This is a genomic window from Staphylococcus pseudoxylosus (assembly GCF_044794325.1).
In the GTDB taxonomy this organism is placed as follows: domain Bacteria; phylum Bacillota; class Bacilli; order Staphylococcales; family Staphylococcaceae; genus Staphylococcus; species Staphylococcus pseudoxylosus.
Window position 1 is genome coordinate 1,552,897 of record NZ_CP085024.1, and the last position, 14,954, is coordinate 1,567,850.

13 protein-coding genes are annotated in these 14,954 nt (G+C 32.3%); all 13 read left to right on the forward strand.

The annotated features are described in order from the left end of the window. The first annotated feature begins 79 nt into the window (after nucleotides 1-79). Nucleotides 80-607, forward strand: coding sequence for a peptide-methionine (S)-S-oxide reductase MsrA (gene msrA / locus LG295_RS07490; protein ID WP_107531275.1), 528 nt, complete (start codon nucleotides 80-82; stop codon nucleotides 605-607). After that, on the forward strand, nucleotides 600-1,028 hold the full coding sequence (msrB, locus tag LG295_RS07495) for a peptide-methionine (R)-S-oxide reductase MsrB (RefSeq protein ID WP_017724473.1): 429 nt from the start codon (nucleotides 600-602) through the stop codon (nucleotides 1,026-1,028). Before msrA ends, msrB begins: the two co-directional genes overlap by 8 nt. Before the next feature lie 14 nt (nucleotides 1,029-1,042). Further along, nucleotides 1,043-1,543: a PTS glucose transporter subunit IIA gene (locus LG295_RS07500; protein ID WP_017724472.1), complete on the forward strand. Its 501-nt coding sequence runs from the start codon at nucleotides 1,043-1,045 to the stop codon at nucleotides 1,541-1,543. Next, the gene (locus LG295_RS07505; RefSeq protein WP_325999092.1) at nucleotides 1,543-1,764 is read left to right on the forward strand and encodes a YozE family protein; all 222 of its coding nucleotides are present in this window, start codon (nucleotides 1,543-1,545) and stop codon (nucleotides 1,762-1,764) included. The genes LG295_RS07500 and LG295_RS07505 overlap by 1 nt, the downstream gene beginning before the upstream one ends. A 154-nt stretch (nucleotides 1,765-1,918) precedes the next feature. Continuing rightward, nucleotides 1,919-3,394, forward strand: a complete 1,476-nt coding sequence (locus tag LG295_RS07510; protein WP_325999091.1) for a S41 family peptidase — start codon at nucleotides 1,919-1,921, stop codon at nucleotides 3,392-3,394. A 21-nt stretch (nucleotides 3,395-3,415) separates the two neighbouring features. Then, nucleotides 3,416-3,925 carry a GNAT family N-acetyltransferase gene (locus LG295_RS07515; RefSeq protein WP_107531271.1) on the forward strand — a complete coding sequence of 170 codons (510 nt, stop codon included), beginning with the start codon at nucleotides 3,416-3,418 and terminating at the stop codon, nucleotides 3,923-3,925. A 10-nt stretch (nucleotides 3,926-3,935) separates the two neighbouring features. Next, the gene (locus LG295_RS07520) at nucleotides 3,936-5,009 is read left to right on the forward strand and encodes an undecaprenyldiphospho-muramoylpentapeptide beta-N-acetylglucosaminyltransferase (protein WP_107558751.1); all 1,074 of its coding nucleotides are present in this window, start codon (nucleotides 3,936-3,938) and stop codon (nucleotides 5,007-5,009) included. Between the two features lie 15 nt (nucleotides 5,010-5,024). Further along, nucleotides 5,025-5,639, forward strand: coding sequence for a phosphatase PAP2 family protein (locus LG295_RS07525; protein WP_107531269.1), 615 nt, complete (start codon nucleotides 5,025-5,027; stop codon nucleotides 5,637-5,639). A 522-nt stretch (nucleotides 5,640-6,161) separates the two neighbouring features. Beyond that, nucleotides 6,162-6,824, forward strand: a complete 663-nt coding sequence (locus LG295_RS07530; protein ID WP_107531268.1) for a response regulator transcription factor — start codon at nucleotides 6,162-6,164, stop codon at nucleotides 6,822-6,824. Next, on the forward strand, nucleotides 6,821-8,176 hold the full coding sequence (locus LG295_RS07535) for a HAMP domain-containing histidine kinase (RefSeq protein ID WP_107531267.1): 1,356 nt from the start codon (nucleotides 6,821-6,823) through the stop codon (nucleotides 8,174-8,176). Before LG295_RS07530 ends, LG295_RS07535 begins: the two co-directional genes overlap by 4 nt. A 330-nt stretch (nucleotides 8,177-8,506) precedes the next feature. Further along, nucleotides 8,507-11,308, forward strand: coding sequence for a 2-oxoglutarate dehydrogenase E1 component (locus tag LG295_RS07540; protein ID WP_107531266.1), 2,802 nt, complete (start codon nucleotides 8,507-8,509; stop codon nucleotides 11,306-11,308). Nucleotides 11,309-11,321: 13 nt separating this feature from the next. Beyond that, a complete protein-coding gene (gene sucB / locus LG295_RS07545; protein WP_107531265.1) occupies nucleotides 11,322-12,584 on the forward strand; it encodes a dihydrolipoyllysine-residue succinyltransferase in 1,263 nt (420 codons plus the stop codon). Nucleotides 12,585-13,476: 892 nt separating this feature from the next. Continuing rightward, nucleotides 13,477-14,766: an arsenite efflux transporter membrane subunit ArsB gene (gene arsB / locus LG295_RS07550; RefSeq protein ID WP_107531264.1), complete on the forward strand. Its 1,290-nt coding sequence runs from the start codon at nucleotides 13,477-13,479 to the stop codon at nucleotides 14,764-14,766. Nucleotides 14,767-14,954 lie beyond the last annotated feature (188 nt).

Genomic DNA, 14,954 nt, shown 5'->3' on the forward strand with positions numbered 1-14,954 from the left:
ATTAATAAATAAACAATTTTATAGCGTATCTCTTAAAATAATGATAACTTTATGACAAAATAGACTTAGGAGGTATATTATGGCTTATGCGACATTAGCTGGAGGTTGTTTTTGGTGTTTAGTTAAACCATTTACATCATATCCAGGTATAGAAAGTGTTATTTCTGGGTATAGTGGTGGCCATACTGATAACCCTACTTATGAAAGTGTAAGTACTAACCAAACGGGTCATGTAGAAGCAGTACAAATCACCTATAATCCGGAAATTACTTCCTTCGAAAATATATTAGATGTTTATTTTAAAACATTTGATCCAACAGACAATGGAGGTCAATTTTTTGACCGTGGTGAACATTACGAGCCGGCGATTTTTTATCACGATGAAACACAAAAAAAAGCTGCCGAAGCAAAGATACAACAATTAAATGAACAAGCAATATTTGATAATCCTGTTATCACGCCCATTAAACCGTATAAAAACTTTTATCCTGCAGAATCCTATCATCAAGATTATTACAAAAAAAATCCGCTACATTATGAACAGTATCAACGTGGTTCAGGACGCAAAGGGTTTATAGAAAAGCATTGGGGGAAGCAAAATGATTAAAAAGAATAAAAATGATTTAAACGAAATGGAGTACTTAGTTACACAAGAAAATGGTACAGAACCTCCATTTCAAAACGAATATTGGAATCACTTTGATAAAGGTATCTACGTAGACAAAATTTCTGGAAAGCCATTATTCACTTCAGAAGAAAAATTTGAGTCCGATTGCGGTTGGCCAAGTTTTTCAAAAGCGTTAGATAATGAAGAAATTATAGAACTTGTAGATAAAACATTTGGCATGGTAAGAACGGAAGTTCGTTCAGAAGACGCCAATAGTCATTTGGGCCATGTTTTTAACGATGGACCAAAAGAAAGTGGTGGTTTGAGATATTGCATTAACTCTGCTGCAGTACAATTCATACCATTCGACAAGCTAGAAGAACTAGGTTATGCAGATTTAATACCACATTTTGAAAAATAAGGAGCGAACAAGATATGTTTAAAAAATTATTCGGTAAAGGTAAAGAAGTAAATAAAGATAGCGCTATTTATGCACCACTTTCTGGAGAATATGTGAAAATTGAAGATATACCAGACCCAGTATTTGCCCAAAAAATGATGGGTGAAGGTTTCGGTATTAACCCAACAAATGGAGAAGTTGTTTCACCAATCGATGGTAAAGTAGACAATGTCTTCCCAACAAAACATGCTATTGGACTTAAAGCTGATAACGGATTAGAATTACTTGTTCACATTGGTTTAGATACTGTTCAATTAGATGGCCAAGGTTTTGATATCCTTGTCGAAAGTGGCGATACTGTAAATGTTGGAGACCCTCTTCTTAAATTTGACTTAGACTATATTAAGGAACATGCTAAGTCCGTTATTTCTCCAATCATTATTACAAATTCTGATAATACATCTTCAATTTCTGTTTCTGATGTAACTACAGTTACAAAAGGCGAAACTAAAATCGTTGATGTAACTATGAACTAATGAAAGACCATTCATTTTATCAATTTGCACTTACAGCACGAGGACGTAATGATGCAAAAGGCGAATTAGCAGAAGAAATTTTTGATGACTTATCTTTCCCAAGACAAGAAAAAGATTTTCATATACTTTCTGAATATATCGAAACTCGAGGAGACTATACAGTTTCATTAGCCGTATTCGATGATTTATATGAAGAATATACAGAGTGGCTAAAATTTTAATACTTAAATAATTGAGGAGATATAGTAAAATATATTAAAATATTTAAGTATCATTTACAGGGCTGGGATTAAACTGAATGGTTCAATCCCAGCTAATTTTATTTTATGACAAATGGATAGATTTTATTTTTACATATGTATTGGAAGTGATTAAATGTCAGATCATAAAGACATCAACGAACAAAATATTGATGCTAACGAAGATAAAGATCAACAAGCAAATCCAAAAGCCTTTAAATTCAAACGCAGTTATTTCATTTTACTATTATTAGCTACCATACTTATTACAGCAGTAATTACTGCTTTCGCAACAATAGGGATAAGTAATTGGAAAAGTGGCTTAACAAGCAATCAAAGGCATGAAGTACAAAAGATAGAAGAAGTTTATAAAACTTTAAACAATGAATATTACAAAGATACAAATCCTGAAAAACTTTCTTCTGCAGCAATTGATGGTATGGTAAAAGATTTAGATGATCCTTATTCAGATTACATGACAAAGGATGAAACAAAATCATTCAATGAAGATGTTTCTGGTGATTTTGTTGGTATTGGCGCAGAAATGCAAAAAAAAGGTGATAAAATTGAAATTACAAGTCCGATGAAACAATCACCAGCAGAAAAAGCAGGTATACAACCAAAAGACATCGTTAAAAAAGTTGATGGTAAATCCATAAAGGGGCAACCTTTAGAGTCTATTGTTAAAAAAGTGAGAGGCAAACAAGGTACAGAAGTTACTTTAACTATCGAACGAGCTAATCAAACTCATGATATTACAATAAAACGTGATAAAATTCATGTGAAAAGTGTTGAATATGAAAAACATAAAAATGTGGGTGTCTTTACAATTAATAAATTTCAAAATAGTACTTCTGGCGAACTAAAATCAGCTTTGATTAAAGCACACAAAGATGGTGTACGAAAAATCGTTCTAGATTTACGTAATAATCCTGGTGGTCTTTTAGATGAAGCTGTAAAAATGGCTAATATTTTCATAGATAAAGGGGAAACTGTAGTTCAACTTGAAAAAGGCAAACACAAAGAAGACATACAAACTTCAAATGATGCCCTAAAAGAAGCAAAAGATATGGACGTATCTATTTTAGTTAATAAAGGCTCAGCCAGCGCATCAGAAGTTTTTACTGGTGCTATGAAAGACTATGATAAGGCAAAAGTTTATGGTGCTAAAACATTCGGTAAAGGTATTGTTCAAACAACACATGAATTTGATGATGGCTCTTTATTAAAATTCACTAATATGAAATGGTTAACACCAAAATCTCACTATATTCATGGCAAAGGTATTGAACCTGATACTAAAATAAACGAGCCAGCCTATCAATCTTTAAATGTGATCCCTAATGATAAAACTTACCAGTTGGGTGATAATGACAAAAATGTTAAAACAATAAAGGTAGGTTTAACTGCGTTAGGTCATAAAACGTCTAATGAATCCAATGAGTTTGATAGCTCATTAGAAACTGCCATTAAATCATTCCAAAAAGAAAATGACTTAAAAGTGAATGGCACTTTTAATAAAGAAACAAATGAAAAGTTCACACAACAATTAGTAAATAAGGCAAATAAAGAAGACACTGTACTCAATAAACTTTTAAAAATACTAAATTAAAATGAGAGAGGTATAAGTTTCATGATTAGAATTGCTAACAAAAATGATTTGTTAAGTATATTAAATATTGTTGAAGAAGCTAAAGCAACAATGCAACAAGATAACAATAATCAATGGGATGAGCATTACCCTTTAGAAGAACATTTCAAGCAAGATATAGAGAAAGAAGCACTCTTTGTACTAGAAGAAAATGATGAAATTTATGCGTTTATTGTTGTCGACCAAGAACAAGCAGAGTGGTATGATAATCTAGAATGGCCTGTTAATCGACAAGGTGCATATGTCATTCATAGACTTGCCGGTTCAGCAAGCTATAAAGGGGCTGCAACACAATTATTTGATTTCGCAGTTAATCTTGCACTTGATCATGATATTCATGTGATATTGACAGATACTTTTGCATTAAATAAGCGCGCGCAAGGTCTATTTAGTAAGTTTGGATTTAATAAAGTAGGCGAAGTAGAGATTGATTATCATCCTTTTAATAAAGGGGAACCATTTTATGCCTATTATAAAAAATTAGAAGAATAGAGGTAATAATATGACGAAAATCGCATTTACCGGTGGAGGCACAGTTGGCCATGTATCAGTTAATTTAAGTTTAATTCCAACTGCACTCGAAGAAGGTTACGAAGCTTTTTATATCGGTTCAAAAAATGGTATTGAACGTGAAATGATCGAATCTCAATTACCTTCTATTAAATATCATTCGATATCTAGCGGTAAATTGAGACGGTATATATCATGGGATAATATCAAAGACGTTTTCAAAGTTTTAAAAGGTATATTAGACGCAAGAAGTGTATTAAAAAAGGAAAAACCTGATTTATTATTTTCTAAAGGTGGTTTTGTTTCTGTACCAGTAGTTATAGCAGCTAAATCTTTAAAGATTCCTACAATTATACATGAATCTGATTTAACACCAGGGCTGGCAAATAAAATTTCGCTCAAGTTTGCTAAAAAGATTTATACTACATTTGAAGATACCCTACAATTTTTACCTAAAGAAAAAGCAGATTTTGTAGGTGCAACTGTTAGGGAAGATCTTAAAACTGGAGATAAAAAGAGAGGTTATCAACTCACAGAGTTCAATGATAACAAAAAGGTACTATTAGTTATGGGTGGTAGTTTAGGAAGTAAAAAGCTTAATAGTATCATTAGAGAAAACCTTGATGCTTTGCAGACTTCTTATCAAATTATTCATTTAACAGGTAAAGGTCTAATCGATGAACAATATACGAAGCAAAAAGATTATATTCAATTTGACTTTGTTAAAGATGATTTAACTGATTTACTTGCTATTACTGATACAGTGATTAGTCGCGCTGGTTCAAATGCAATTTATGAATTCTTAGCTCTTCGTATACCAATGCTTTTAATACCACTAGGACTCGACCAATCACGAGGTGATCAAATTGATAACGCCAAAAATTTTGAAGCTAAAGGGTTTGGAAAGACAATCCCTGAAGATGTTTTAACCGAACAAAAATTAATAGATCAATTAAATGATATTGAAACGAATCGTGATACCATAATTAATCAAATGCAGACATATAAAGAAAGTTTCACGCGACAAGATTTATTTAGAAAAATAATTAAAGATGCATTAAGTTAATAAGGAGGTTATGCAATGAGTCGTTGGAAAAGAATTTCCTTACTCATCATTTTCACGTTAATATTTGGCATCATTGCATTCTTCCATGAATCCAGGCTAGGTAAGTGGATTGATAATGAAGTATATGAGTTTATATATTCTTCTGAAAGTTTTATTACTACTACCATTTTCCTTGGGGTTACTAAAATTGGGGAAGTATGGGCAATGGTTTGTTTATCGCTTTTATTGATAGCATATCTAATGCTAAAACGCCTGAATATTGAAGCACTATTTTTTGCAATTGCTATGGGATTATCAAGTACACTAAACCCTTTATTAAAAAATATCTTTGATAGAGAACGTCCAACATTACTTAGACTCATAGATATCTCAGGTTTCAGTTTTCCAAGTGGACATGCAATGGGCTCTGCAGCATTTTTTGGAAGCACCATGTATATTGCCAATCGAACAATGAAAGGAAAATCAAAAGCCTTCATGATTGGTTTATCTGCTTTATTTATAATTATGATTTCAACATCGCGCGTTTACCTTGGTGTCCATTATCCTACCGATATTATTGCAGGCATTATCGGTGGCGCATTCTGTGTCATTCTATCAACATTAATATTACGTCACAAATTACAAATTTAATTCCTTTTAATCCAGTGCTCTCGGGAAAGTTCAATCTTTACGGGAGCATTTTGCATTAACTTAATAAAGTAAAATCTTAAATAAAATAAAATGAGAGATTCTCAACATAAAAAGGCAGTTAAATGATAATAAAATCATCTAACTGCCTAATATGTGTCAAAATTTATTATAAAAACCGATTTTACAAAGTAAAACCGGTTTTTATATTCACGTTGTCTCGCAACGTTAGTCTTTTACGGGCATATAAAAGGGGATATTTTTGAAAATGATCAATCCAAATAAGAACGAAATATGTGTGGGGGGAATGTCTTACTTTTGGAATTGATAATCATTTTCAATTACATTATACAATACTGAGAATGATTGTCAATTGAATTTCCGAAATTTTTTAATTTCGTTAGAAAACTCTGTAAACTAGCATCTATCTTATTAATTCATGATGGCTTTTGATATATAATTATTTTTAGTAATGACTTTCTCCAATTAACTATTTCATATAATATATAACTTGAGGTGCTACTTATGACAAAAATTTTAATAGTGGAAGATGAACAAAATCTAGCTCGTTTTATCGAACTTGAACTCGAGCATGAAAACTATGAGGTCGATATTGAATATGATGGACAACCTGGTTTAAACAAAGCATTAACTAATGATTATGATCTAATCCTTTTAGATTTAATGTTACCAAATATAAATGGTCTAGAAATATGTAGACAAATTCGCCAACAACAAACAACGCCTATTATCATTATTACAGCCAAAAGTGACACGTATGACAAAGTAGCTGGATTGGATTACGGCGCAGATGATTATATTGTAAAACCATTTGATATAGAAGAATTATTAGCTAGAATTCGCGCTATGTTACGACGCCAGCCACAAAAAAATGTGATTGATATTAAAGGTATTATCATTGATAAAGATGCATTTAAGGTAACCGTCGATGGTCATCCTTTAGATTTAACTAAAACAGAGTATGATTTATTATATTTATTAGCAGAGAATAAAAATCACGTATTACAAAGGGAGCAAATTATTACGGATGTATGGGGATATGATACAGAAGTAGAAACAAACGTCGTTGATGTTTACATACGCTATTTAAGAAATAAACTTAAACCCTTTGGTAAAGATAAATGTATAGAAACTGTTCGTGGCGTTGGGTATGTGATTAGACAATGAAACAGCGTAAATTAAAAACAAAATGGATGATGATTACTACAACTATTACATTTTTAACGATATTTGTATTTAGTCTAATTATTATATTCTTTTTGAGTAGCTCACTCAGACATAACGAATTAAGTGAAGCTAATCGTAGTTCTGATGATATTGTTCAATTATTTGAATCAAAAAATATTAATCATATAACACCACTAGATTTAAATGCTTCATTAGGAAATTTTCAAAAAGTGATTTTATTTAATGATGAAGAAAAAAAAATAATCGAAACTTCAAATGATAAATCCATTACATTCTCACCAGAAGTAGTTCCTAAAGACAGGAATAATATTGTTATTAAAAAACATCAAAACACCGATTATTTAATAATTACGGACCATATAGATTCCCCAAAATTCAAAGGCTATAGTGTCATTGTACATTCATTAGAAGATTATAACGCACTTGTTAATTCTCTTTACTTTATCGCATTAATCTTCGGGGTAATTGCTACGTTTATTACAGCAATTATTAGTTATTTCTTTTCATCACAAATTACAAAACCTTTAATATTGATGTCTAATAAAATGCAACAAATACGTCGAGATGGTTTCCAAGAAAAAGTTGAATTATCTACAAACTACGAAGAAACTGATAACTTAATCGCTACTTTCAATGAAATGATGTTTCAATTAGAAGAATCTTTTAATCAACAAAGACAGTTCGTTGAAGATGCTTCTCATGAACTTCGAACACCTTTACAAATTATACAAGGTCATTTGAATTTGATTAATCGATGGGGCAAAAAAGATGCAGCTATTTTAGAAGAATCTTTAGATATCTCGTTAGAAGAAATGTCTAGAATCACAAAATTGGTAGAAGAATTATTATTACTTACGAAAGAAAATAATAACAGTCGAGATGGTAATATTGAAAATGTAGAAATCAATGCGGAAATTACGTCACGAATTAAATCATTGAAGCAACTTCATGAAGATTATACTTTTGAATTTGATGCATTCCCCAAGCCATTGAATATAAAAATCGATCGCTATCAATTAGAACAAGTTTTGATTATTTTTATTGATAATGCAATGAAATATGATCAAGTTAACAAACATATCCATATTCAGACAAAGTTAAGAAACAAACAAACATCTATAGAAATCACAGATCATGGTGTTGGCATTCCTAAGGAGGACATTGAATTTATCTTTGATAGATTTTATAGAGTAGATAAATCACGTTCACGTAAACTAGGTGGTAATGGACTAGGACTATCAATCGCCAAAAAGATAATAGAATTAAATCACGGTAAGATTCAAGTAGATAGTGTAGTAGGTCAATATACTACTTTTAAAATTACATTTTAACAATAATTCTATTAACTTTTAAAAACTATACAGCAACAAACAAAATCACCTACACTCATATTTAAAACTATTTTCAATGTGGGTTAATTCTATTCTAATGTTAGGCAAAAATGGAGTTATGACACTTTCCGAGAAGACAAAATACACTTACAACGAATTTTTTCACTATTGTAAATATTTAATGGAGGTGGGGTAGAAATCTTATTATTATAATTAGATTTCTATTGCACCCCTTTTTTCGTATAAGTGAGTTATTGGTACTTTAATTTGTATATATTTAATGCTATTATTGATTTGTAAGCGTTTCAACTATTTTGTGGAGGGTGTAAAATGAGCAACGAAAGTCAGGTTTCCGAGGCACCTGTAAATTTCGGAGCAAATCTTGGATATGTTTTAGATTTATATGATATATATCTAAATGATCCTGGTGCAGTTCCTGAAGATTTGCAAGTCCTTTTTAGTACAATTAAAAACGGTGAAGCAAACATCGCAACAAATAATGAAAGTCAGAGCAACATAACTAAAGGGGATAGCACAATTAAACGTGTTATGCGCCTTATCGATAATATTCGTCAATATGGGCATTTGTTGGCAGATATTTATCCAGTTAATAGGCCTGAAAGAGAAAATGTTCCCAAGTTAACAATCGAAGATTTTAATTTGGACAAAGAAACACTTGAATCTATTTCAGCCGGTATTGTTTCTGACCATTTTAAAGACATTTATGATAATGCATACGAAGCAATTGTACGTATGGAAAAACGTTACAAAGGTCCAATTGCCTTTGAATATACCCACATTAATAACAATAGAGAACGTGTGTGGTTAAAGCGTAGAATTGAAACTCCATACAAAGCAACATTAAATGATAATCAAAAAGTCGAACTATTTAAAAACTTAGCCCACGTTGAAGGTTTTGAAAAGTATTTACACAAAAACTTTGTTGGAGCTAAACGCTTCTCCATCGAAGGTGTAGATACTCTAGTACCTATGCTACAACAAACATTAAGAATTGCGAGCGACGAAGGCATCCAAAATATCCAAATAGGTATGGCCCATCGTGGTAGATTAAATGTTTTAACACATGTTTTAGAAAAGCCATATGAAATGATGATTTCTGAATTTATGCACACAGATCCGATGAAATTTTTACCTAAAGATGGTAGCTTAGAATTAACATCCGGCTGGTCTGGTGACGTTAAATATCATCTTGGTGGCGTAAAAACAACCCAATCATATGGTACTGAACAAAAAATCTCCTTGGCGAACAATCCAAGTCATTTAGAAATCGTATCACCAGTAGTCCTTGGTAAAACACGTGCTAATCAAGATACAACTGATAAACCAGGCTCAGTAACTACCGAATTCAAAAAATCTATGCCTATATTAATTCATGGTGATGCCGCTTATCCAGGGCAAGGTATTAATTTCGAAGCTATGAACTTAGGTAACTTAGATGGTTATTCAACAGGTGGTTCACTTCACATTATTACAAATAACCGTATAGGCTTTACAACCGAACCGCAAGATGGTCGTTCTACAACCTATTCTTCAGATGTTGCAAAAGGATATGACGTTCCAATCATGCATGTAAATGCTGATAACGTCGAGGCAACGATTGAAGCAATTGAAATTGCAATGGCATTTAGAAAAGAATTCCATAAAGATGTAGTTATCGATTTAGTAGGTTATCGTCGCTACGGTCATAATGAAATGGATGAACCATCAATTACAAACCCACTACCATATCATGAAATACGTAAACATGAGTCAGTTGAAATCTTATACGGAAAACAACTTGTCAGCGAAAATATAATTTCAGAAGATGAAATGAATCATATCATTGACGAAGTTCAAAAAACTTTAAGAGCTGCTCATGACAAAATTGATAAAAATGACAAAATGGACAACCCAGAAATGCAAAGACCTGAAAGTTTAGCAGAACCAATACAAAATGATGATTCGGAGTTAAGCTTTGAACAGTTAAAAGAAATTAATGACGCAATGCTTACTTATCCGTCAAACTTCAATGTATTGAAAAAGCTAAATAAAGTACTAGAGAAACGTAAAGAGCCATTTGAAAGTGAAGATGGATTAGTTGACTGGGCTCAAGCAGAACAATTAGCTTTCGCAACTATCACTCAAAATGGAACACCTATACGTTTAACTGGTCAAGATAGTGAACGTGGTACATTCAGTCACCGTCATGCTGTGTTACATGACCCAGAAACTGGTGAACAATTCGTACCATTACACAATGTGCCTGACCAAAAAGCAACGTTTGAAGTACGCAACTCACCATTATCAGAAGCTGCTGTTGTAGGTTTTGAATATGGCTATAATGTGCAAAATAAATCATGTATGACTATTTGGGAAGCACAATACGGGGACTTTTCAAATATGGCTCAAATGATTTTTGACAACTTCTTATTTAGTTCACGCGCTAAATGGGGAGAACGTTCAGGACTAACTTTATTCTTGCCTCATTCATTTGAAGGACAAGGTCCAGAACACTCATCTGCACGTTTAGAAAGATTTTTACAATTAGCTGGTGAAAATAATTCAACTATCGTTAATTTATCTAGTTCAAGTAACTACTTCCATTTGTTACGTGCGCAAGCGGCTAATCTTGGTACACAATCTATGAGACCATTAGTAGTTATGTCACCAAAGAGTTTATTACGTAATAAGACTGTTGCAGATCCTATCAGTAAATTCACTTCCGGTAAATTCGAACCAATTTTACCAGAAAATCACGATAAAGCATCAGTCAAAAAAGTTATTTTAGCATCAGGTAAAATGTTTATTGATTTAAAAGAGTATTTGGCCAAAAATCCAAATGATTCTATTTTAATCGTAGCGGTAGAAAGACTTTATCCTTTCCCTGCTGATGAAATTGATGCATTATTAAACGAATTACCTAATTTAGAAAATGTAGCTTGGGTACAAGAAGAACCTAAGAACCAAGGTGCATGGTCATTCGTTTATCCTTATCTAAAAGAATTAACAACTGATAAATACGATTTAAGTTATCACGGTCGTATCCAACGTTCAGCTCCTGCTGAAGGTGATGGTGAAATTCACAAACTCGTACAAAATATGATAATCGAACAAAGTACAAACATTAACTAGGGGGAAGTTAAGCATGCCAGAGGTAAAAGTTCCAGAATTAGCAGAATCCATAACAGAAGGTACCATTGCAGAATGGTTAAAACAAGTCGGTGATAGCGTAGACAAAGGTGAAGCTATTGTTGAATTAGAAACAGACAAAGTAAACGTAGAAGTTGTTTCAGAAGAAGCAGGCGTGCTTCAAGAGCTATTAGCTGACGAAGGCGACACTGTAGAAGTTGGTCAATCCATTGCAGTTGTTGGAGAAGGAAGCGGTAATAATACTTCCGAGTCATCAACGAAACAAGAAGATACAAAAGCAACTGACGATTCAAATAAAGAACAACAATCATCTGAATCATCTGAAAGTAAATCAGATGCGTCAACACAAGATAATGGACAACGAGTAAATGCTACACCATCTGCTCGTAAATACGCCCGTGAAAAAGGTATTGACTTATCTGAAGTAACACCATCTTCTAACGATGTAGTGAGAAAATCTCATGTTGATCAAAGTCAAAAACAATCAAATACGCAACAATCACAACCAGCTGCTAAAGAAGAAACTAAAAAACCAGCGCAACAAAACCCATCAAAACCAGTTATTAGAGAAAAAATGTCTCGTCGTAAGAAAACAGCTGCCAAAAAATTATTAGAAGTATCTAATAATACAGCTATGTTAACCACTTTTAATGAAATTGATATGACAAATGTTATGGACTTACGTAAACGTAAGAAAGAACAATTCATCAAGGACCATGATGGTACGAAACTTGGCTTCATGTCATTCTTTACAAAAGCAGCTGTAGCAGCGTTGAAAAAATATCCAGAAGTAAATGCTGAAATTGATGGCGATGACATGATTACTAAACAATATTATGATATCGGTGTTGCAGTTTCTACAGAAGATGGTTTACTTGTGCCGTTTGTTAGAGATTGTGATAAGAAAAACTTTGCTGAAATTGAAGATGAAATTGGTAACCTAGCTAAAAAAGCGCGTGACAAAAAACTTGGTTTAGACGATATGGTTAACGGATCATTTACAATCACAAATGGCGGTATTTTTGGTTCAATGATGTCTACACCTATCATTAACGGTAGCCAAGCTGCAATTTTAGGTATGCATTCAATTATTACTCGTCCAATTGCTATCGATGCAGATACAATTGAAAACCGTCCAATGATGTACATCGCTCTAAGCTATGACCACAGAATCATTGATGGTAAAGAAGCTGTAGGTTTCTTAAAAACAATCAAAGAATTAATTGAAAATCCAGAAGATTTACTATTAGAATCTTAATCCACAACACAAAATAGTTTACTAACCCTAATACAACGGCGTTCAGCGTCGTTGTATTTTTATGCTAATATATAATTTTAAAAATCCCTAATAAAAAGCTATCAAATTACATAGAGTCATATATTAAAAAAGCATAGAAAACAAAAGGGAGTGTCATATAAGCATAATTTTCAAATTAATGGGGAACAAAGTCAGAATTTCTATTGTTAAGCTAAAAACACCTTTAAAATGAAAATTCTAATTACTTAACACTTAAGAATTTAAAAAACACACTTTCGCAATTATAAAGTACGCACAATATAAAATTGTTATTATAAAGTGTGAAATACAACTTTAAAAACATCTGTAAAAAGGAATGATTTTATGACTTTTAAAAACGCTTTGAAATTCGGTATCATTATGTCATTAGTCATGTGCACAGCATTTTATATTATTCCACCACCTGAACACATATTAGGGAAAATAGTTTATTCATTAATTACTACTTGCATCGGTTTATTACTAGCTTATTTTATATTATGTAAAGAAAACATGAAAAGAAAATAAGGTCATAAACTCATGAATTCAATAAATAATATCTATAATGATATAGATATTAAACTATGTTGATGATACTCTGAATAAGTTAATAATTTAAATCCAACACCTAGTAATAAAGCGCGAAATATTCAGGAATAGTATAGTAGGTATTACTATCAAACAATATTAATCAATACATATCTCTATACGAAAATTGTATTGCGCATTGAATTGCAAAAACAGGAAAGTAGGGATAAAACAATGTATCATCATAAAACAAAATATATAACACTTTTAGAGTTTGACCTCACACTAATTTTCAAAACAAGCTCTGCTATTACGGGTCACCCAATGAAACGAGGATTGTGCAATTATGACAATATTAGCGATTAGTATTTTTGTTATTACTTTAATTTTCGTTATTTGGCAACCAAGAGGCTTAGATATAGGTATATCCGCATCTATTGGTGCAATTTTAGCAATAGTAACAGGTGTCGTTAGCTATGCTGATGTATTAGCAGTTACAGGAATCGTTTGGAATGCAACCTTAACATTCGTTGCGATTATATTAATTTCGCTAATTCTAGATGAAATAGGATTCTTTGAGTGGTCTGCTATACATATGGTTAAAGCTTCTCATGGAAATGGCTTAAAAATGTTCATATATATCATGATATTAGGCTCAATAGTCGCAGCATTCTTCGCGAATGATGGTGCTGCACTTATCTTAACTCCTATAGTTCTCGCTATGGTGCGTCATTTAGGTTTTAACAAGAAAGTAATTTTTCCATTCGTTATTGCAAGTGGCTTCATTGCTGATACAACTTCTTTGCCACTTGTTGTGAGTAATTTGGTCAATATCGTTTCTGCTGACTATTTCAATATCGGATTCTTAGCGTATCTTTTAAGAATGTTCATCCCAAATATTTTCTCATTAGTGGCTAGTATAGCAGTACTGTGGCTATATTTTAAAACATCTATACCAAGTAAATTTAATTCCGATAATATAAAAGAACCATATACAGCGATTAAGGACCAACGTCTTTTTAAACTTTCATGGATTGTTCTTGCTATTTTAGTTATAGGTTATTTAATTAGCGAATTTATTGCCATACCAGTATCAGTTATTGCTGGTCTTGTAGCATTAATATTTGTTATTCTTGCTCAAAAATCAAGAGCCGTACACACAAAAAAAGTAATAAAAGATGCACCTTGGAACATCGTCATATTTTCTATAGGCATGTATCTTGTTGTCTACGGCCTAAAAAATGTTGGCATCACATTAATACTTGCTGATATTTTGACGCACATTTCAAATTACGGCTTGTTTGGTAGTATTATGGGAATGGGCTTTATAGCTGCTATATTATCCTCAGTTATGAATAATTTGCCTACCGTTTTAATTGACGCAATCGCTATCGGTCAATCTAGTGCTACCGATATAATCCAAGAAGGTATGATTTACGCCAATATAATAGGATCAGATTTAGGACCTAAAATAACACCCATTGGGTCTTTGGCTACATTATTATGGCTTCATGTACTCACAAACAAAGGCGTAAAAATATCATGGGGTACTTACTTTAAAACAGGTATTATAATTACTTTACCTGTACTTTTCTTTACGCTTCTAGGTTTGTACCTAACATATCTTATCTTTTAATTAATTTTCGCAATATTATTCTAATATCTTTCTTTAGTTTTCAGTGTAAAATAGGCAATGATTTGCTCCGACTCCAATGGGAAGCGCATTAGCCGAACACTACATGCTAAGGCAGTGCTCACGGAAAACAAACGTGCACAAAAAACTGTCGGCAGTCTTCACTATACACTATATGTATGGTTTTTAAT